General features: G+C 64.2%; 15 protein-coding genes. 5 read left to right on the top strand and 10 right to left on the bottom strand.

Going from position 1 to position 20111, the window contains the following annotated elements:
- Positions 1–31 precede the first annotated feature (31 nt).
- Positions 32–2746 carry a DNA mismatch repair protein MutS gene (mutS, locus tag ACYPXD_RS14045; protein ID WP_459713306.1) on the top strand — a complete coding sequence of 905 codons (2715 nt, stop codon included), beginning with the start codon at positions 32–34 and terminating at the stop codon, positions 2744–2746.
- A 31-nt stretch (positions 2747–2777) separates the two neighbouring features.
- On the top strand, positions 2778–4289 hold the full coding sequence (locus tag ACYPXD_RS14040; RefSeq protein WP_459712157.1) for a hypothetical protein: 1512 nt from the start codon (positions 2778–2780) through the stop codon (positions 4287–4289).
- Here the strand turns inward: ACYPXD_RS14040 and ACYPXD_RS14035 are convergent.
- Positions 4269–4811, bottom strand: coding sequence for an FKBP-type peptidyl-prolyl cis-trans isomerase (locus ACYPXD_RS14035; RefSeq protein ID WP_459712154.1), 543 nt, complete (start codon positions 4809–4811; stop codon positions 4269–4271). The genes ACYPXD_RS14040 and ACYPXD_RS14035 overlap by 21 nt on opposite strands.
- Positions 4812–4844: 33 nt before the next feature.
- Here ACYPXD_RS14035 and ACYPXD_RS14030 point away from each other — a divergent pair, with 33 nt between their 5' ends.
- Complete coding sequence (locus ACYPXD_RS14030; protein WP_459712148.1) at positions 4845–6131, top strand: JmjC domain-containing protein; 1287 nt, start codon at positions 4845–4847, stop codon at positions 6129–6131.
- Between the two features lie 231 nt (positions 6132–6362).
- Positions 6363–6659 carry a hypothetical protein gene (locus tag ACYPXD_RS14025; RefSeq protein WP_459713304.1) on the top strand — a complete coding sequence of 99 codons (297 nt, stop codon included), beginning with the start codon at positions 6363–6365 and terminating at the stop codon, positions 6657–6659.
- A gap of 162 nt (positions 6660–6821) precedes the next feature.
- Here ACYPXD_RS14025 and ACYPXD_RS14020 read toward each other — a convergent pair whose 3' ends face one another.
- From ACYPXD_RS14020 to ACYPXD_RS14010, 3 genes are all read right to left on the bottom strand, one after another.
- Positions 6822–9197, bottom strand: a complete 2376-nt coding sequence (locus tag ACYPXD_RS14020) for an ATP-dependent DNA helicase (RefSeq protein WP_459712145.1) — start codon at positions 9195–9197, stop codon at positions 6822–6824.
- A gap of 76 nt (positions 9198–9273) precedes the next feature.
- Positions 9274–9486 carry a DUF465 domain-containing protein gene (locus ACYPXD_RS14015; RefSeq protein WP_459712142.1) on the bottom strand — a complete coding sequence of 71 codons (213 nt, stop codon included), beginning with the start codon at positions 9484–9486 and terminating at the stop codon, positions 9274–9276.
- 179 nt (positions 9487–9665) lie between these two features.
- The gene (locus ACYPXD_RS14010) at positions 9666–10631 is read right to left on the bottom strand and encodes a hypothetical protein (RefSeq protein WP_459712140.1); all 966 of its coding nucleotides are present in this window, start codon (positions 10629–10631) and stop codon (positions 9666–9668) included.
- A gap of 321 nt (positions 10632–10952) precedes the next feature.
- Here ACYPXD_RS14010 and ACYPXD_RS14005 point away from each other — a divergent pair, with 321 nt between their 5' ends.
- Positions 10953–13325 (top strand): Tex family protein, encoded by a 2373-nt coding sequence (locus tag ACYPXD_RS14005; protein ID WP_459712137.1) that lies wholly within the window; start codon positions 10953–10955, stop codon positions 13323–13325.
- A 134-nt stretch (positions 13326–13459) separates the two neighbouring features.
- Here the strand turns inward: ACYPXD_RS14005 and ACYPXD_RS14000 are convergent, their stop codons facing one another.
- From ACYPXD_RS14000 to hflC, 6 genes are all read right to left on the bottom strand, one after another.
- Positions 13460–15346, bottom strand: coding sequence for a potassium transporter Kup (locus ACYPXD_RS14000; protein ID WP_459712134.1), 1887 nt, complete (start codon positions 15344–15346; stop codon positions 13460–13462).
- 356 nt (positions 15347–15702) lie between these two features.
- Positions 15703–16278, bottom strand: a complete 576-nt coding sequence (locus ACYPXD_RS13995) for a phosphoribosyltransferase (RefSeq protein WP_459712131.1) — start codon at positions 16276–16278, stop codon at positions 15703–15705.
- A gap of 3 nt (positions 16279–16281) precedes the next feature.
- Positions 16282–17628 carry an adenylosuccinate synthase gene (locus tag ACYPXD_RS13990; protein WP_459712128.1) on the bottom strand — a complete coding sequence of 449 codons (1347 nt, stop codon included), beginning with the start codon at positions 17626–17628 and terminating at the stop codon, positions 16282–16284.
- 231 nt (positions 17629–17859) lie between these two features.
- The gene (locus ACYPXD_RS13985; RefSeq protein WP_459712125.1) at positions 17860–19011 is read right to left on the bottom strand and encodes an ATP phosphoribosyltransferase regulatory subunit; all 1152 of its coding nucleotides are present in this window, start codon (positions 19009–19011) and stop codon (positions 17860–17862) included.
- Between the two features lie 107 nt (positions 19012–19118).
- Positions 19119–19310: a DUF2065 domain-containing protein gene (locus ACYPXD_RS13980; RefSeq protein ID WP_175224816.1), complete on the bottom strand. Its 192-nt coding sequence runs from the start codon at positions 19308–19310 to the stop codon at positions 19119–19121.
- A 41-nt stretch (positions 19311–19351) separates the two neighbouring features.
- A partial coding sequence (hflC, locus tag ACYPXD_RS13975) for a protease modulator HflC (RefSeq protein ID WP_459712121.1) occupies positions 19352–20111 on the bottom strand: 760 nt, incomplete at its 5' end.

Genomic DNA, 20111 nt, shown 5'->3' with positions numbered 1-20111 from the left:
GGCCCCCGTGCCCGATGCTGCGCATACGCCGATGATGCAGCAGTACCTCCGCATCAAAAGCGAGCACCCGGGCACCCTCGTGTTCTACCGGATGGGCGACTTCTACGAGCTCTTCTTCGACGACGCCGAAAAGGCGGCGCGGCTGCTCGACCTTACGCTCACGCAGCGCGGCGCATCGGCCGGCGCGCCGATCAAGATGGCGGGCGTGCCGCATCATGCGGTCGAACAATATCTCGCGAAGCTCGTGAAGCTCGGCGAATCGGTCGCGATCTGCGAGCAGATCGGCGACCCGGCCACCTCGAAGGGACCGGTCGAACGCAAGGTCGTGCGCGTCGTCACGCCCGGCACGCTGACCGACGCGGCGCTGCTGTCGGACAAAAGCGATGTCTACCTGATGGCCACGTGCGTCGCGCACAACCGGCGCGGCGTCGTGACGTCGGTCGGCCTCGCGTGGCTCAATCTCGCAAGCGGCGCGCTGCGACTCGCCGAGATTCCGCCGGACGGCGTCGCGGCCGCGCTCGAACGCATCCGCCCCGCCGAAATCCTTGTTGCCGATCTGCCCACGTCGGACGCCAATGCATGGGCGCCTCCATCGTCCGGCAGCGGCAGCGGCGCGCTCACGCGCGTACCGGCCTGGCATTTCGATATCGCATCGGGCAAGCAGCGCCTGTGCGATCAGCTCGATGTCGCCAGCCTTGACGGCTTCGGCGCGCAAACGTTGACCTGCGCATGCGGCGCGGCCGGCGCCTTGCTGCTTTACGCAGCAGCCACACAAGGCCAGCAGCTCCGGCATGTGCGCAGCCTCAAGGTCGAGCTCGAATCCGAATATATCGGCCTCGATCCGGCGACGCGGCGCAACCTCGAGCTGACCGAAACGCTGCGCGGCACCGAATCGCCCACCCTGTGTTCGCTGCTCGACACCTGCTGCACGACGATGGGCAGCCGCCTGCTGCGGCACTGGATTCATCACCCGCCGCGCGATGCGTCGTACGCGCAGGCGCGTCAGCAGGCGATCGGCGCGTTGCTCGATGCGTCCGCGCAACTGAACCCCGCGACCAGCATCGATACCTTGCGCGGCGCGTTCCGGCAGATCTCCGATATCGAACGCATTACCGGGCGGCTTGCGTTGCTGTCCGCGCGGCCGCGCGATCTGTCGAGCCTGCGCGACACGTTTATCGCGCTGCCGGAACTGCGCACACAGCTCGCCGTTATCGCCGCGCATGCGGATTCGCTCGCGCGCCTCGATGCATCGCTCGAACCGCCGGCCGCCTGCGTCGAACTGCTGTCGCGCGCGGTCGCGCCGGAGCCCGCGGCCATGATCCGCGACGGCGGCGTCATCGCACGCGGCTACGATGCGGAACTCGACGAGCTGCGCGATATTTCGGAGAACTGCGGTCAGTTCCTGATCGACCTCGAAACGCGCGAGCGCGCGCGCACCGGCATCGGCAATCTGCGCGTCGAGTACAACAAGGTGCACGGCTTTTATATCGAAGTCACGCGCGGCCAGACCGACAAGGTGCCCGACGACTATCGCCGCCGCCAGACGCTGAAAAACGCCGAGCGCTACATCACGCCCGAACTGAAAACATTCGAGGACAAAGCACTGTCCGCGCAGGAACGCGCGCTCGCACGCGAGAAGTCGCTGTACGATGCGCTGCTGCAGGCGCTGTTGCCGTTTATCGCGGACTGCCAGCGTGTCGCCGGCGCGCTCGCCGAACTCGATCTGCTCGTCGCGTTCGCGGAGCGCGCTCGCGCGCTCGATTGGGTCGCGCCGTCGTTCACGCCGGCGGGCGGCATCGAGATCGAACAGGGGCGGCATCCGGTCGTCGAAGCGCAGGTCGAGCAGTTCATCGCGAACGATTGTCTGTTGAGCCCCGAGCGCAAGCTGCTGCTCATCACCGGTCCGAATATGGGCGGCAAATCGACCTTCATGCGGCAAACCGCGTTGATCGCGCTGATGGCCTATGTGGGCAGCTACGTGCCGGCACGGCGCGCGTCGTTCGGCCCGATCGACCGCATTTTCACGCGCATCGGCGCGGCGGACGACCTCGCCGGCGGCCGCTCGACGTTTATGGTCGAGATGACCGAAGCCGCCGCCATTCTCAACGACGCGACGCCGCAAAGCCTCGTGCTGATGGATGAAATCGGGCGCGGCACGTCGACCTTCGACGGCCTCGCGCTCGCATGGGCAATCGCGCGGCATCTGCTTGCGCAAAACGGCTGCCACACGCTTTTCGCGACACATTACTTCGAACTCACGCAGTTGCCCGCGGAATTTCCGCAGGCGGCCAACGTGCATCTGTCGGCGGTCGAGCACGGGCACGGTATCGTGTTCCTGCATGCGGTCAACGAAGGGCCGGCGAACCAGAGCTATGGGCTGCAGGTCGCACAACTCGCCGGCGTCCCGTCCGCGGTCATTCGCGCGGCGCGCAAGCACCTCGCGCATCTCGAACAGCAATCTGCCGCGCAGCCCGCGCCGCAACTCGATCTGTTCGCTGCGCCGCCGATGGCTCACGATGCGGACGACGCTTACGACACCCGCTACGACGCCCACTACAACGCCCGGCACGACACCCATTACGACGACCGGCACGACAAGACTGCGCCCGCGCCGGCCGATCCGCTTGCCGATGCCCTCGTCGAGCGCTTGCGCGCGATCGATCCGAACGAGCTGCGTCCGCGCGACGCGCTCGATCTGCTTTACGAGTTACATGAACTGGCCGCAGCGCCGGACGCGCAGCGCTGATCGCGCGTCCGGGCCGTGTCCGGCCCGGACGATGCCCGTGCATGCAGCGCGCGCCGTGCGGGCGATGTGCGCGGCGCTTGCGCTGCGGGCCGCGTGGTCGAAGCGATCGATGCATGCCGCGCGCGCAGTGTCGAGCGCAGCCGCCACTGCCCTCGCCTGTGCAGGCTGGCTGCCGCTCAACGCCCACGCTGCCGGCACGCACTACGCGTTCGCGGTCCTTGGCAGCACGCTGCAAAGCACCGCCGACGAAGCCCCCACGCAGCGGCTCATCGACGCAATCGGCCGCGACTCGCAAATCGCCTTCATCGTCTATGACGGCAATCTGAAGAGCGGCGACGAGCCATGCCGCGACTCGCTGTTCGAAGCGCGCGAGGCCTTGCTGCAAGCATCGAAACCGGCACTCGTCTTTATTCCGGGTCAGCACGACTGGGCCGACTGCGGCACGGCGGCGGCGGGCGGCTTCGATCCGGTCGAACGTCTCGACCAGTTGCGGCAAACGCTCTTTACCGATCAATCGTCGATGGGCCAGAACCCGCTGCCGCTTACGCGCGAAAGCGAGGTATCGCGCTTTCGCACGTATCGCGAGAACGTGCGCTGGCAGCTCGGCGATACGGTGTTTGTCGGCCTCAACGTGCCGAGCCCGAACAACCACTATCTGAGCGCGGGCGGCCGTAACGGCGAGTTCGAAGACCGGGCGATCGCCAATGCGTTCTGGCTCGACCATGCGGCCGAATACGCAAAACGGCGCGACGCGAAAGCGGTGGTCGTGTTCGTGCAGGGTGATTTCGATCCCGAGCGCTACGAGCGGCGCGAGCGCTTTGGCTGGCTGCGTTTCGAGCACAAGCCGCGCGACGGCTATATGGAGTTCAAGCGCAGCCTCGTAAAGCTTGCGGAAGCGTTTCACGGGCCCGTGCTCGTGATTCATCAGGACGACGAGAAATTGCGCGGCGGCTTCGTGATCGACCAGCCGTTGCGTAACGACAAGGGCGCGCTCGTCACCAACCTCACGCGCGTCGCCATCGCGCCGCGTAACCGGCTTACGCAGTGGATTCAGGTCGAAGCGGATTTCACGCGCCGCGTGCCCTTTCGCGTCAGCGTGCGCGACGTGCCGAAAGACATGCCGCTCTTGCCCACCGCACCGCTGCCGGCGCGCAACGACTACAACCCGCTGCCCGAGCCGATGCCCGCGGTGCCCGAGTTTTCGCCGGCTTCGGAGCTGCCGCCGATTCTGCCGGAGCCCACGCCGCAGCAGCAGTTTCAGCCGCCGTTGCGACAACCGCAACCGGCGCTTCCACAAACGCCCGGCATGAACGGGACGAATGGAACGAACAAACTGAACGGTATGAACGGTATGAACGGAGTGAACGGCGCGCCCCAGGTCACCGCGCCCAATCCTTATCCGTCACAAGGCGCCGGTCTGAATGGCACACAAAGCAAAGGGGACGAAGCGGTCGATGGTATCGGGCGCGTGCCCGGATCGTCCACTTCGTCCCCTTCGCCGGGAACGACTGCGCCGGCAGGCTCAGTGCAGAGTCGGCCCTGACTTCGGTTCGAGATCGTCGTCGTCCTCATCGTCGTAGACTTCGAGGCCGTCGGCGCCATGCGCGTGTTCGTGCTGGATTTCATCTTCGGTCGCTTCGCGCACTTCCTTGACCGTCAACGCAAAACGCAGCGCCATGCCCGCGAGCGGATGATTGCCGTCGAGCACGACTTTGTCTTCAGCGACATCGGTCACCGTGTAGATCATCGTATCGAGATCTTCATCGCCTTCTTCGGGTGTGCCTTCGAATTGCATGCCGACTTCGAGCGGCTCCGGAAAGCGATCGCGCGGCTCGATCTTCACAAGCTCAGGATCGTACTCGCCGAATGCGTCCTGCGGGTCGAGCTGGACCTGCGTCTCAAAGCCGGGCTCGCGGCCGTCCAACTCTTCCTCGATCTTGGGGAACGTGCCATCATAGCCGCCGTGCAGATAGACCATCGGCTCGTCGCTCTCCTCGATCAGATTGCCTTGCGCATCCGATAGCTTGTAGGCGACCGATACGACGGTGTTCTTTGCGATCTTCATTCGTCTCTCCAAGATTACCGCTCCTATTATACGATGCCCAAGCGGCCCAATGCCCAACCGGCGAGCCCAGGTTCAGCCCGGATTTCCCCGCATCAAACGTTCCATCCACAGGCTTCCGATCGCATCGAGGCGCCCGCTCCGGACGTGCCGACAGCGCTATTGGGCAACCTCAGCCCCGCGCAATTCATGCGCCGCTACTGGCAGAAGAAACCGCTGTTGATCCGCGGCGCGATACCGGGTCTCGCGGCGCCGCTCACGCGCGACGAACTGTTCGCGCTGGCCGATCGCGATGAAGTGGAAAGCCGCCTCATCACACATTCGCGCAATAAGTGGACACTCGAGCACGGCCCGTTCGCGCGCGACGAACTGCCCTCGTTGAGGCAGCGCGCATGGACGCTGCTCGTGCAAGGCGTCGACCTGCATGATGAACGCGCCCGCATGCTGCTCGAGCGTTTTCGTTTTGTTCCCGATGCACGGCTCGACGACCTGATGATTTCGTTTGCGACCGATGGCGGCGGCGTCGGCCCGCACTTCGACTCCTACGATGTGTTTCTGCTGCAGGTGCACGGCAAGCGCAGATGGCGCATCGGCGCGCAGCGCGACCTGACGCTCGAGCCCGGCCTGCCGTTGAAAGTTCTACAACACTTTGAACCGGACGCCGAATGGCTGCTCGAGCCCGGCGACATGCTGTACCTGCCGCCGCATATCGCACACGACGGTATCGCGGAAGGCGAATGCATGACCTGTTCAATTGGCTTTCGCGCGCCCACCGCAACCGAACTGACCTCGCAATTCCTTTATCACCTCGCGGAGAAGCTCGCTGAAAGGGTCGACACAGACACAGCGCGCGGCGCAAACGTTTCGGACGAACGCTACCGCGACCCGCAGCAGCCGGCCGTCAACCAGCCCGCGCAATTGCCGGCCGCGCTCGTGCAAAAGGTGGGCGCGATCCTTGCTAAAGTCAGATGGAACGACGGTGACGTCGCGGCGTTTCTCGGCGCGTATCTCAGCGAACCCAAGCCGAGCGTCGTATTCGATCCGCCGCGGCGAGCGCTCGACGAGATGCGTTTCATCGGGCAGGCATCAAAAGCCGGTATTCGGCTGGATCGTAAAAGTGTGCTGTTATACGACGAGCGTGCGTACTATCTGAATGGCGAAGAAAACACGCTTGCGGGCGCCAAAACATGGGTGCGGGAACTCGCCGACAGACGCCGTTTGAGCGGGAAACGCTTTGTAACACTCTCGCGGCATCCGTCAATGACAGCACGACTTCACGAATGGTATTGTGCGGGCTGGATACAGGTAGGCGAACTGGGATAAGATTTCGCCGCTTGATATACCGTTATCGTGAGATTTTGTCTGGGAACTACAACGTATTGGCCCCGGATTTGTCGACGGTAGATACGAAAGTGCATATAATTTCCGCCCAAGCCGTACGGGAAAGATTCACGCTCATGAAGTGCGTCTCCACCAGCGGCCCGGGTCGGTGTTAGAGCACATTACCGGTAAATTTGCGCTGTTGCTTACCTTTAACCATAAAAGGACGTGATCATGAAGAAATCCCTCCTCGTAGCATCCCTGTTGGCGGCTATGGCACTTGCTGCATGTAGCAAGAGCGGCGGCGACGCTGCTGCCCCGGCTAGCGATTCCGCCGCTGCATCGGCACCGGCCGCTGCTGCTTCGGACGCAGGTGCTGCCGCTTCGGATTCGGCTGCTGCCGCTTCGGGCGCTGCTGCTGCTGCGAGCGACGCTGCTGCTTCGGCTTCGGCTGCTGCTTCGGACGCAGGCGCTGCCGCTTCGGACGCTGGTGCTTCGGCAGCAGCTCCGGCTTCGGGCGCAAGCCAGTAAGCTGTAGCGAAGGGTCGCCGGAAGGCGACCGTGCGGGCAAAGCCGCACGGGTCTGCCCCACAGAAGGCGAACAGTCGAAACGCCACGGATCATCTCCGTGGCGTTTTGCTTTTCAGGGGCTGGTTTAAGCTATGGATGCATGCTGCGGATGCACGCGGCATATTAAACGCCAGGCGTTCGATCGGCGAAGAACTCGCGCACCACGTCCATCTCGCGCGTGCGCCTGAATGGCGGCAGGCTCTGCCAGATCCGCCGGCCATACGGCTTGTCGACGAGACGCGTATCGCAGATCATCAGCACGCCGCGATCGGTCTCCGCGCGAATCAAACGCCCCGCGCCCTGCTTCAACGTAATCACCGCCTGCGGCACCTGGTGCACCGCGAACGGACTCAGCCCTTTCTTCGTCAACGCATCGAGACGTGCGGACAGCACCGGGTCGTCGGGCGGCGCGAATGGCAATTTGTCGATCACGACGAGCGACAGCGCGTCGCCGCGCACGTCGACGCCTTCCCAGAAGCTTTGACTGCCGACCAGAATCGCATTGCCATACGCGCGAAAACGCTCGAGCAGTTCGGTGCGGCTTGCATCGCCCTGCACGAGCAAGGGCATATCCCAGCCGCGCGATTCAATCGTGTCGCGTAGCTTCGTCGCAATCCGGTCGACCGCGCGCAGCGTCGTGCACAGCATGAATACGCCGCCGCCCGCGGCTTCGATGGCCGGCAGCGCGGCATCGAATACCGCATCGGTGAATGTCGGCGACGACGGCTGCGGCAGATTACGCGGCACATACAGCAAGCCTTGTGTTTCGTAATCGAACGGGCTCGGCAAGGTCATCGAGCGGCGCGCATTCAGGCCCATTTGCGCGGCGTAATGCGTAAAGTCGCCGCGCACCGAGAGCGTCGCCGATGTGAACACCCAGGCGCGCGGCACGCCCGCACGCTGCTTCGCGAAGATCGGCGCGACCGAAAGCGGCGTCTCGTGCAACTGCACCGTGTGCGAGAAGACTTCGATCCAGCGCACCTTCTCGTTCGAATCGGCATCCGCATGCGCGGCTTGAGTGGAGCCTCCCTCGGCGTCGGCATCGCGTACCGCGAGTGCAGGCGCTTCAGCAGGCATCGCGGTCCATCCGGCAAGCAGATCGTGCAACTCGCGTGCGCGCCGCAGGCACGCACCGATCGATTCGGCACGTTCGGCCTGCCCTGCCAGCGCGGCCATCAACGCATCGAGTTCGACCTGCACCGCATCGAGCGCGGCAAAGAGCGGATGATCGTCGGGCAACTGGCCCACCGATACGCGCAGCGAATCTTCCTTGAACGTGAGTCGCACATCGCGCGTCGCGCGTTCGAGCGCGGCGCCGAGCGTCACCCAGTCGACCGCGTCGCGCGCATTCGAGAGGCCTTCCGCGACCGAATCGCGCGCAAGTTCGAGCAATTGCGCGGTGGACAACGTCTCGCCGAAAAAGAGCGTCGCGGTTTCCGGCAACTGATGCGCTTCGTCGAAGACGATCGTATTCGCGGTCGGCAGCAGTTCGGCCATGCCGGTATCGCGCAGCATGATATCGGCGAAGAACAGATGGTGATTGACGACGACGAGATCGGCCTGCTGCGCTTCGCGGCGCGCCTGCATCACGAAGCATTCCTTGTAATGCGGGCACTCCTGGCCCAGGCAGTTATCGCGCGTCGACGTCACCATCGACCAGACCGCGGCAGTCTCGGGCACGCTTGCGAGCTCCGCCTTGTCGCCCGTGCGCGTGATCTTTGCGAAACGCACGATCTCCTGCAGATACGACGTCTCCTGACGCGACGGCAAGCGGCCATTGTCGGCCGTGCGCTGCAGATAGTAGTGGCACAGATAGTTCGCGCGGCCCTTGAGCATCGCCACGGAGACAGGCACCGCGAGCGCATCGCGCACCGTCGGGATATCGCGCTGGAAGAGCTGGTCCTGCAGGTGCTTGGTGCCGGTGGAGACGATCACCTTGCCGCCCCACAGCATGGCGGGCACGAGATACGCATAGGTCTTGCCGGTACCGGTGCCCGCTTCGACGATCAGTGTGTTTTCGCCGGTGTCTTCGTTTTTCGCGTCGGCGTCCGACGCTGCGGCGCCGCCGTCTTGCGCGCCACGCTGCTGACCGGACGAAGCCGACGAAGCAGACGAAGCAGACGACTGCAAGCGCCGCGCAGGTCGCTGTTGCACGTCGAACATGGCCGGCTCGGGCATGGCGCGGCCCGATGCTTCGAGCGCGGCCGCGACCGCACGCGCCATTTCGATTTGCGATGCGCGCGACCGGTAACCGTCGATCTGTCTCGCGAGCAGACCGTCAGCGGCGAAGATATCGTTGAGTTCGGCGGCGCGCCGAGGCGTGAGTGACGAGGCGAGCGCCATGCCCGCGGCATTGCGCTCGGCGCGCGCGGCATCTTTGGCGCTCATGCCAGGCGCGGTAGGCGACGCCTTATGGGGCACAGCGCCGGGCACATCGGCGGCCCCATGAGCCGCCTCATCCGGCGTGCCGCGGGACGAAGAATCGAGTGGTGCATTCAAGGCAAGCGGTTCCTGCAAATTCGGGCGTCAGCTTCGCGAAAGCGTGGTCGACCCGGGCGCCTGCCAGGTCCCGCACTCAGCTGTGCGCGTCCGGTTCGAGCTGCAATTGCAGCAGGATGATGGTGTCCTTCAGCTTGAGCTTGCGTTTCTTCAAGCGCTGCAGCGCAAGGTCGTCGATGCCGGGCTCTTCCGACATTCTGTCGATCAGCCGATCAAGCCCACTATGCTCCGATTCCAGTTGCAGAATGCGGTCGCGAAGGGTTTCCGCGTTGACGTGATGAGCGCGCATGCTCGCCTCCTCTCCAGAATGGGCGAAGCGCGCGCGGCTTCATGAACTCCGGCGGCGTTTTCCGGCGATCGAGGCGCCGGCGCATCTGCCGAGGTTGCCACTGTCACGCGCGTCCCGCTCGAGGTTGCTATCCGGCCTGAAACGCGTTACTGCTGTCGCTGCTACGGCTGCTGCTGTTGCTATTGCTGCTGCTTTTGCTGTTGTTCGAGCTGCTGTTGCTGCTTCAGTTCGTCTTGTTGCTTCTGCTGCGCTTTTTCCGCCGCCTGCTTCTGGCGGGCTTCAACATCTTTCTTGTGCTGCGCGGCGTCGATCTGCTTCTGCTGGTAGCGCTGCTGTTTCTCGGTACGTTCCTGCGCCTTCTGCTCGGCCTGCTGATGCGCCTCGTCGAGCTGACGCTGGAAGTCCGCCTGCTTCTGATCGTACGCCTTCTGATTGGCGGCCGCCTGCGTCGGGCTGATGCCGCGCTGCGCCTGATCGATCGCATGCTGGCGCTGTTTCTGCTCGTACGCCTGCTCGTTGGCCGCACGCTGCGGCGCTTCCGACTGGCGCTGCGCCTGATCGAGCGCATGCTGACGCTGCTTGTCTTCGAAGGCCTGCTGGTTACGCGCGTCCTGCGCGGCACGCTGCGGCGCGTTCGCTTCGTCCTGCGCCTGCCTGAGCGCCTGCTGCTGGTCGCGCTGGCGTGCGTGCTCGGCGCGCTTTTCGTCGTCGAGCGACAGTTGCTGGCTGCGAATGTCGGCCTGGATCGCACGCATCTTGTCGCGCGCCTTGTTCAGGCAATGATTGACGAAGAACGTGTCGTAGCAGTTGTGACGCTCGACCGCGAACTGGTAGTTGTTTTCCGTGCTGCGATCGTCGAGTTCTTTCTGACGTGCGTCGAAAGCCTGATCCACGGACGACACCTGCGTTGCATCGGCGGCATCGGCGGCATCGGCGTCCTGCCCGGTCCCGGCGCTGCCGGACGTGGCGCCCGGCGCCGCGAGCGCCGGCTCCTGCGCGCGCGCAGGCAGCGGCATGGCAAGCGCTGCGTAGAGCGCGCAGGCAGCGATCAGGCCCGCGCCGCCCGCACGCTTGACGGCGGCCGGCAAAAGCGCGGACGATGCGCAAAACCACGAGGCGAACACCCGCGCGAACGACGGTGACACGAACGACGACGCGAACGGTAACGCGAACAGTAACCGAGCGGCCGGAACACGCGCGGCGCGTGGAAAACGGAAGGTGAGCAACGTCGTAGATGGGCAACGGGACATGCCCGAAATTCTAACATCCTGCACTTGAGCGACCCGGCATTTATGGCAAAATGCCCCGCTGCTTCATGCATTGCTTCATCCCGTTTTGCCCAGTTTCGCCCTGCTCTACGGCAGTCTCAGCAACCCCGGCCGCCGCGCGCCGATGGAACCCGACGCAGCATTCCGCCGCGCGCCGCGAGGCGGCCCAGATCGATCCGGCACGAACATCAAGCTCTTATGACGGAAACCGTAGCACTCAAGATCGTCCAGCGCATTGCCACCGAACTGTCTGTCCAGCCTCGCCAGGTGGCAGCGGCAGTGCAACTCCTCGATGAAGGTTCGACCGTTCCGTTTATCGCCCGATACCGGAAGGAAGTCACCGGCAATCTCGACGATACGCAACTGCGCAATCTCGAAGAACGCCTGCTCTATCTGCGCGAACTCGAAGACCGGCGCGCGGCCATCATCGCCAGCATCGACGAGCAAGGCAAGCTCACCGACGAGCTGCGCACGGCCATCGAAGCCGCCGACAGCAAACAGGTGCTCGAAGACCTTTATCTGCCTTACAAGCCGAAGCGCCGCACGCGTGCGCAGATCGCGCGCGAAGCCGGTCTCGAGCCGCTTGCACAGGCGCTGCTGGCCAATCCGCTGCTCGATCCGCAAAGCGAAGCCGCGCCGTATGTGGACGCCGATAAAGGCGTCGCCGACGTGAAGGCGGCGCTCGACGGCGCGCGCGATATTCTCTCCGAGCAGTTCGGCGAAACCGCGGAGCTGCTCGGCAAGGTGCGCGATTACCTCTTTAACCAGGGCGTCGTGTCGTCGTCGGTGATCGAGGGCAAGGAGGGCGAAGAAGGCGAGAAATTCCGCGACTACTACGACTACGCCGAAACCATCAAGACCGTGCCGTCGCATCGCGCGCTGGCCCTCTTCCGCGGCCGCAACGCGGGCGTGCTGCTCGTGAAGCTGGGTTTGGGCGAAGAGCTCGACGCGCAGGTGCCGCATCCGGGCGAGGCCATGATCGCGCGCCACTTCGGCATCGCGAACCAGGCGCGCCCGGCCGACAAGTGGCTCTCCGACGTCTGCCGCTGGTGCTGGCGCGTGAAGGTGCAGCCGCATATCGAAAACGAACTGCTCACGAACCTGCGCGAAGAGGCCGAGCACGAAGCGATTCGCGTGTTCGCGCGCAATCTGAAAGACCTGCTGCTGGCGGCGCCGGCCGGCCCGAAGGCGGTGATCGGCCTCGACCCGGGCCTGCGTACCGGCGTGAAAGTTGCGGTCGTCGATCGCACGGGCAAGGTGCTGGCCACCGATACCATTTACCCGCATGAGCCGCGTCGCGACTGGGACGGCTCGATTGCGAAGCTGGCGCGCATTGCCGCGCAGTGCCAGGCGGAGCTGATCAGCATCGGCAACGGCACCGCGTCGCGCGAAACGGACAAGCTCGCCAGCGAGCTGATCGCGCGGCATCCGGAGCTGAAGCTGCAAAAAATCGTTGTGTCCGAAGCCGGTGCATCGGTTTATTCGGCATCCGAACTGGCCGCAAAAGAGTTTCCCGACCTCGATGTCTCGCTGCGTGGCGCGGTGTCGATTGCGCGGCGTCTGCAAGACCCGCTTGCCGAGCTCGTCAAGATCGAGCCGAAGGCGATCGGCGTCGGCCAGTATCAGCACGACGTGAACCAGCGCGAACTCGCGCGTTCGCTTGACGCGGTCGTCGAAGATTGCGTGAACGCGGTCGGCGTCGATGCGAACACCGCATCGGTTGCGTTGCTGGCGCGCGTGTCGGGCCTCAATTCGACGCTCGCGCGCAATATCGTCGACTATCGCGATGCGAACGGGCCGTTCCCGTCGCGCGAGCATCTGCGCAAGGTGCCGCGCCTCGGCGACAAGACGTTCGAGCAGGCAGCAGGCTTTCTGCGCATCAACGGCGGCGAGAACCCGCTCGACCGTTCGTCGGTGCACCCGGAAGCGTATCCGCTCGTCGAGCGGATGCTGGCGAAAATCAGCAAGCAGGTCGGTGATGTGCTCGGCAATCGCGACGCGCTCTCGCGTCTCGTGCCGACCGAATTCGTCGACGAGCGCTTCGGCCTGCCGACCGTGCGCGACATTCTTTTGGAGCTCGAAAAGCCGGGCCGCGATCCGCGCCCCGAGTTCAAGACGGCGACGTTCCGCGAAGGCGTCGAGAAGATTTCCGATCTGTCGCCGGGCATGGTGCTCGAGGGCGTCGTTACGAACGTCGCGGCGTTCGGTGCGTTTATCGACGTCGGCGTGCATCAGGACGGCCTGGTGCACGTGTCGGCGATGTCGACGAAGTTCATCAAGGACCCGCACGAGGTGGTGAAGGCCGGTCAGATCGTCAAGGTCAAGGTGCTCGAGGTCGATGTGAAGCGGCAACGCATCTCGCTGACGATGCGTCTTGACGACGACTTCGCGGCGGGCAGTGGCGGCAATGCGGGCGCGCGTGGCGGCAGCGCGGGCGCGCAAGGCGATCGCGGCGGCGCAGGCCGCTCGGGCGGCAATGCCGGCGGCGGTGCACGCGGGCCGCAACGCTCGCGCGAACCGGAGCCGGTCGGCGCGATGGCGGCGGCGTTCGCGAAGCTCAAGCAGCGCTAAGCTCAGGCGAAAGCCAGCAGTCGACAAAAAAGCCCATGCAGAAGTTCTGCATGGGCTTTTGCTTTACTGACCGTACGAGCTGCAAGACAACTCACGCGCGACACACAACACGCACACGCCGCATCGCGCCACCCTCAGATCTCGATCTTCGTCCCCAGTTCGACGACGCGATTCGCCGGAATGCTAAAGAAGTCCGTCGGCTTCGCCGCATTCTGATGCATCCACGCGAACACACGCTCGCGCCACACCGACATCCCCGGCAACTGCGTCGGCACGACCGTTTCGCGCGCGAGGAAAAACGAAGTGTCCATCAGTTCGAACGTCATATCGTTCGTACGCCCCACGGCTTCCAGCACCGCTTTCACATCGGGTGTTTCGTTGAAACCGTACACGGCCTTCACAAGAAAGAGCCCGTCGCTGACATCTTTAACGGTCAACCGGTCCGATTCTTCGACATACGGAATATCGCGCGTCACGAAGGTCAGGAAGATCGTGCGCTCGTGCAGCACCTTGTTGTGCTTCAGGTTATGCAGCAGGCTCACCGGCACGAGCGTCGAATTGCCGGTCAGATAGATCGCCGTGCCCGACACGCGATGCGGCGGATGCGCGAGCAGCCCCTGCACGAACGGCATCAGCGGAATACCGTCGGCAGCCGTGCGTTCCTTCACGATCATCCGGCCTTTGAACCACGTCATCAGCAGGAAGAACAGCATCGCACCGATGCCCAGCGGCAGCCAGCCGCCGTCGGCCACCTTCAGCAGGTTTGCGCCGAAGAAACCGAGATCGACGATCAACAGCCCGCTGATGATCAGCGCGACGATCAGCTTGTTCCAGTTCCACACCTTCACCATCACGACGCACGCGAGGAGGGTCGTGATGACCATCGTCGCGGTCACGGCGATGCCGTACGCGGCCGCGAGATTATCGGAGCTCTTGAAGCCGATTACGATGCACAGGATGATGAAGAGCAGCATCCAGTTGACGACCGGCACGTAGATCTGCCCGATCGCCAGTTCGGAAGTATGCAAAATCTTCATGCGCGGCACATAGCCGAGCTGGATCGCCTGGCTCGTCAGCGAATACGCGCCGGAGATCACCGCCTGCGACGCGATCACGGTCGCGACTGTCGAGAGCACCACGAGCGGCAGCAATGCCCATTCGGGTGCAAGCAGGTAGAACGGGTTTTCGATCGCTTTCGGGTCGTGCATCAGCAGTGCGCCCTGCCCGAAGTAGTTGAGCACGAGCGACGGCATCACGAGCACATACCAGGCCACGCGAATCGGCTTCGCGCCGAAGTGACCCATATCCGCATAGAGCGCTTCCGCACCGGTCAGGACGAGCACGACCGAACCGAGCACGACGTACGCCTGCAGCAGATGCGCGGACATGAAGGTCACGGCGTAGTACGGGTTGAGCGCGGCGATCACTTCGGGGGACTGCAGAATGTGCGACAGCCCGAGCACCGCGAGCGTGACGAACCACACCACCATGATCGGCCCGAACAGGCGCCCGACCGCCGCCGTGCCGTGCCGCTGGATCCAGAACAGCAGCAGCAGGATGACCATCGTCAGCGGCAGCACGAGGTGCGCGAGCTTCGGGGCGGCGATCTCGAGACCTTCGACTGCTGACATCACCGAAATGGCCGGCGTGATGACCGCGTCGCCGTAGAACATGCACGCACCAAAAATGCCGAGCATCGTAATGAGTCCGGCCGCTTTGGTGCGCGGATCGAAGGAACGCAGCGCGAGTGCCATCAACGCAAGCACGCCGCCCTCGCCATTGTTCGACGCGCGCATCACGAACAGCACATATTTGATGCTGACCACCACGACGATCGCCCAGAACAGCAGCGAAATCACGCCGAGAATCGAATCCTGAGTAAGGGGAATGCCATGCGATGGGCTGAACGCTTCTTTCAGCGAATACAGCGGGCTCGTGCCGATGTCTCCGAACACGACCCCGATCGCAGCGATCGCGAGCGCGGGCATGGGTTGCCTCGGCGCGTGATGGTTGTCTGTCATAAGCGCGAAAAGAAGCCGTTCCTCGGCGGCAAAAACGAGCGGTATTCTAAACCCGGCTCAAAAGACAGCCGTCCGGCATGTTGTGCAAAGGCTACGTGGGTCTGGAACGTCCGAAGTTTAGCATCGCACTTTCGCGAAGTCTGCCGCAAGCAGCGTCTTTTCAATGTTCCCGCTCCGCATTCATGCATGAATGCCGCGCCACGCGGGGCTTGCGCCGTGTTGTGCCGTGCCTGTACGTGATTCGCGCATACAAAAAAACGGAGCCCTTACCGGGCTCCGTTACGGTCGCTCACGATGCGGCGACACGTTCCTGAACGACCGTGTTCGCGTCTTCGCGTCAGGCCGTCATGGTTTCGTCATGCGTCGTGCGGCGTGCCGCGCTTGATCCATGCGCCGAGATTATGCGGACGCACCGTGTCCCATTCTTCGAACGGCTGATGAATCCACGGGTTCGTCGGCAGATGCTGCACGTGGTAGTCCGGCTTGACCTTCGAGCACGCCTTGTACCACAGCACCGCGGAGCGCACGGCCGTGATCGCCGGATAGCGGTCCTTCAGATGCTGCTGCACGCGGGCCAGCGTGACGCCCGAGTCGACGAGGTCGTCGACGAGCAGCACATTGCCCGACAGTTCGCCACGCGTCATGGTGATGTACTGCGCAATATCGAGTTCGCCTTGCTGCGTGCCGGCTGCCTCGCGATACGAACTTGTCGCGAGAATCGCGAGCGGCAGGTCGTAGATGCGCGACAGCTGGTCGCCGACCCGCAAGCCGCCGCGCGCGAGGCACAGGATCTTGTCGAACTTCCAGCCCGATTCGTGGACCGCGAGGGCAAGCAACTCGATGAGCCGGTGGTACTCGTCCCAGCCGACCCAAAGGTTCTTGTCGTCGTTGCGCGGGTCTTTCAGCGAGATCATCGGTACACCTTCGACCATCGGTTACACCTTGAACGGATGACGCAGCAGGATCGTTTCATCGCGGTCCGGGCCCGTCGACACCATGTCGATCGGCACGCCTGCGACTTCCTGCACGCGCGTCAGGTACGCGCGCGCGTTGGCCGGCAGCTTGTCCCATTCCTTGATGCCGATCGTGCTTTCCTTCCAGCCCGCGAAGGTTTCGTACACCGGCTCGCAACGCGCAACTTCAGACGCGCCGCGCGGCAGGATGTCCGAATCCTTGCCGTCGATCTTGTAGCCGATACAGAGGTTCACTTCGTCGAGACCGTCGAGCACGTCGAGCTTCGTGATACACAGGCCCGACACGCCGTTGATCTGGATCGAGCGACGCAGCGCGGCCGCGTCGAGCCAGCCGGTGCGGCGCGGACGGCCGGTGACCGAGCCGAACTCCTTGCCCACCGTCGCAAGCGTCAAGCCGATCGGCGCCTGGCGCGCGGTATTGTCCGCGTCGTACAGTTCGCTCGGGAACGGGCCCGAACCTACGCGCGTGCAATACGCCTTTGTGATGCCGAGGACGTAGTCGAGCTTCTGCGGACCGACGCCCGCGCCCGCCGATGCCGCACCCGCGACGCAGTTGCTCGATGTGACGAACGGATACGTGCCGTGATCGATATCGAGCAGCGTGCCTTGCGCACCTTCGAACAGCAGGTTGTGGCCGCCGTGGTTTTCGTCGTAGAGACGGCGGGAGACGTCCGTGACCATCGGCTTCAGACGATCGGCATAGCCGAGCATCGAATCCAGTGTTTGCTGATAGTCGACCGCCGTCGCACCGAGGTACTGCGTGAGCACGAAGTTATGGAAGTCGAGATTCGCGCGCAAACGTTCCGCGAAGGCTTGCGGCTCGAACAGGTCCTGCACGCGCAGCCCGCGGCGCGCGACCTTGTCTTCATACGCAGGACCGATGCCGCGGCCCGTCGTGCCGATCTTGCCGGCGCCGCTTTTTGCTTCGCGCGCCTGATCGATTGCGACGTGATACGGGAGAATCAGCGTGGTGGCTTCAGAGATAAAGAGACGCTTTTGCACGTCGATACCGGCGGCTTCGAGCTCTTCGATTTCCTTGAAGAGCGCCTCCGGCGACAACACGACGCCATTGCCGATGTAGCACGCGACTTCGGGCCGCATGATGCCCGAGGGGATCAGGCGCAAGATGGTTTTCTTGCCGCCGATGATGAGCGTATGGCCGGCATTGTGACCGCCCTGAAAACGGACGACGCCTTGCGCGTGATCCGTCAGCCAGTCGACGATCTTGCCCTTGCCCTCGTCACCCCACTGGGTCCCAACCACCACGACATTGCGCCCGGGGTTCACATTCACTGCGCTGGCAGACATGTTGTTTCTTGAGCTGGTTAAAAACGTATTTTACCTGGGTTCGATGCAGGTTCCGAGTTTTTTGTCGCAAATTTTCCCTTTGCGTTCAAGGGCATGGGTGCGGGCTCAGGGGCCGGCTCAGGGGCCGGCTCAGGTGCGCATCCGGGTGCGGATTCAAGTGCACTTCACCATGCTGCGGGCGATCACGCCGGCAGCCCCATCCGCGGCGCCGCGTCCGTCAGATCGCGCGCATCAGGCGCGCGCCCGCACCACCCACGCGCCGCCCTCTTCGACAAGCACGCGGTCGAACGCGAATTCGTCGACACCGTGGTCGTGGCCCGGCAGCGCCTGAATCACGACTTCGCCCGCGTCGCGCAATGCGGCGACGCTCGCGCGCAACGCGTCGTCGTGCTGCCACGGCGCGAGAATCGCGCTGCTGCGCGCTTCGATCGGCGAAATGCGCGCCACTTCGCGCAGGTCCAGCGAAAAGCCCGTGGCGGCGCGCGCCCGTCCGTATGCCTGACCGACATGGTCGTAGCGGCCGCCGCGCGCAACCGCGTTCGGCACACCATCGACATACGCCGAGAACATCACGCCGCTGTGATACGCGTAGCCGCGCAGGTCGGCCAGATCGATCATCACTTCGGCGCCTTCCACCTGGGCGGCGAGGAAGGTCAGATCGTCGAGCGCACGCGCGATTTCGGGCGCGTTCGGCAGGCGCGCACGCGCTTCGTCGATCACGTCGGCGTGGCCATAGAGCGTCGGCAGCGCGCGCAGCGCGTCGCGCACCAGCGGCTTCAGGTTCGCCGTGAGCTCGACAAGGCGCGGCACGTCCTTGCCGGCGAGCGCGTCGTACAGCGCCTCGCCGAGCGCCGCCGCAGCCGGTTCCATGTCGATCAGCGCGGCCAGCACGCCCGCATGGCAGAGATCGAGCCGCACCTTCGCGAGGCCTGCGAGACGCAGCGCGTCGAGCATCAGCTGCTGGATTTCGAGGTCCGCTTCAAGGCCCGCATGGCCGTATATTTCAGCGCCGATCTGAATCTGCTCGCGCGTTGCATGCAGGCCGCGCGGCCGCGTATGGAGCACGATGCCGGCATAGCAGAGGCGCGTGACGCCCTGGCGGTTCAGCAGATGCGCGTCGATGCGCGCGACCTGCGGCGTGATGTCGGCGCGCAAGCCCAGCGTGCGGCCCGACAGCTGATCGACGAGCTTGAAGGTGCGCAGATTCAGATCGCTGCCGCCGCTCGTCAGCAGCGATTCGAGATACTCGAGCATCGGCGGCATGACCATTTCGTAGCCGTACGCGCGAAAGCGATCGAGCAGCCGCCGGCGCAACTCTTCGATCTTGCGCGCTTCCGACGGCAATACGTCGGCAATGTTCTCGGGAAGTAACCAGGTCGACATCGATAGGTCCTGCGACGTTGTGCAAGGCGCGCGGGGCGCGCCGGAGAATCAGATGAGGTTCGCACTCAGATTGGAGCGCGTCGCCGGGCGGGCGCGCCGTACGCGCTTCAGGTCGCGATCAGCAGCAGCACGAGGCCGAGCGCCATCACGATCAACCCGCCGATCCGGATATGGTGCGGCGGGCGCTCCGCTATTCTACGAAAGGTATCGCGCCACGCGACCGGAAACACAAAGGGAAACATCCCCTCGATGATCAGCATCAGGGCGATCGCGAGCAATAACGATCCGGCTATGTCCATGCGAATGAGGCTGCCGCGATCCGGTTGCCGCGGCGTTTCCTTTATTGATGATTTTTGCGTTGCGCCGCGGCGTCGCTCGGCGTCGTCTCCCCGCCGTTCGGGCCGCGCATGAAGCGGAAGAAGTCACTGCTCGAATCGACCACGACCACGTCGTTCGGCTTGAAGCTGTTCCGGTACGCCTGCATGCTCTGATAGAACTGGTAGAACTGCGGGTCGCGGCCGTAGGCATCGGCGGCGATCGCCGCGGCCTTGCCGTCGCCGTCGCCCTTGATTTCCTGCGCCTGCTTGTATGCGTCCGCGAGCAGCGCCTGCTGTTGCTGTGCGGCGGCGTCCTTGATCTTGTCCGCTTCGGCGGCACCCTGCGCGCGCTCCTGATTCGCGATCTGCTGGCGCGCGGCGATCATCCGCTTGTACACGGTGTCGGCCATCGATGCGGGGAAATCGACGCGCGTCAGTTGCACATCGATCACCTCCACGCCGAGCGACTCCGCCGCTTTCGCCATGCCGCCCCGCGCATCGTCGCCGACCGTCTGCAGCTTCGCGAGCAGGTCGGTGAGGTTGTACTTCGCGAAGGCGTCGGTGAGCGCGCCGCGCGAGATCAGCGCGAGCCGGTCCGGCAGGCTCTGCACGTCGCCCTTCGTTTCCGTCACGAGCTTGACCGGGTCCGTCACCCGGAACTTGATGACCGGGTTCACGAGCAGGTCGGTCTTGTCGGCCGCCGCGTAATGATCTTCGTCAGGCGTGTCGAGCGTCTGGATGCGCGTGTCGACCGCCGTCACCGTTTGCAGCGGCGGCGGCAGC

The organism is Paraburkholderia sp. 2C (genome assembly GCF_054589215.1).
This window is presented reverse-complemented; position numbering and strand designations above follow the sequence as displayed.

Bases quoted from the DNA above. Each gene is read 5' to 3' on its own strand.
- mutS (WP_459713306.1), top strand. From the start codon at position 32: ATGATGCAGCAGTACCTCCGCATCAAAAGCGAGCACCCGGGCACCCTC.
- ACYPXD_RS14040 (WP_459712157.1), top strand. From the start codon at position 2,778: ATGCCCGTGCATGCAGCGCGCGCCGTGCGGGCGATGTGCGCGGCGCTT.
- ACYPXD_RS14035 (WP_459712154.1), bottom strand. From the start codon at position 4,811: ATGAAGATCGCAAAGAACACCGTCGTATCGGTCGCCTACAAGCTATCG.
- ACYPXD_RS14030 (WP_459712148.1), top strand. From the start codon at position 4,845: ATGCCCAAGCGGCCCAATGCCCAACCGGCGAGCCCAGGTTCAGCCCGG.
- ACYPXD_RS14025 (WP_459713304.1), top strand. From the start codon at position 6,363: ATGAAGAAATCCCTCCTCGTAGCATCCCTGTTGGCGGCTATGGCACTT.
- ACYPXD_RS14015 (WP_459712142.1), bottom strand. From the start codon at position 9,486: ATGCGCGCTCATCACGTCAACGCGGAAACCCTTCGCGACCGCATTCTG.
- ACYPXD_RS14005 (WP_459712137.1), top strand. From the start codon at position 10,953: ATGACGGAAACCGTAGCACTCAAGATCGTCCAGCGCATTGCCACCGAA.
- ACYPXD_RS14000 (WP_459712134.1), bottom strand. From the start codon at position 15,346: ATGACAGACAACCATCACGCGCCGAGGCAACCCATGCCCGCGCTCGCG.
- ACYPXD_RS13995 (WP_459712131.1), bottom strand. From the start codon at position 16,278: ATGGTCGAAGGTGTACCGATGATCTCGCTGAAAGACCCGCGCAACGAC.
- ACYPXD_RS13990 (WP_459712128.1), bottom strand. From the start codon at position 17,628: ATGTCTGCCAGCGCAGTGAATGTGAACCCCGGGCGCAATGTCGTGGTG.
- ACYPXD_RS13985 (WP_459712125.1), bottom strand. From the start codon at position 19,011: ATGTCGACCTGGTTACTTCCCGAGAACATTGCCGACGTATTGCCGTCG.
- ACYPXD_RS13980 (WP_175224816.1), bottom strand. From the start codon at position 19,310: ATGGACATAGCCGGATCGTTATTGCTCGCGATCGCCCTGATGCTGATC.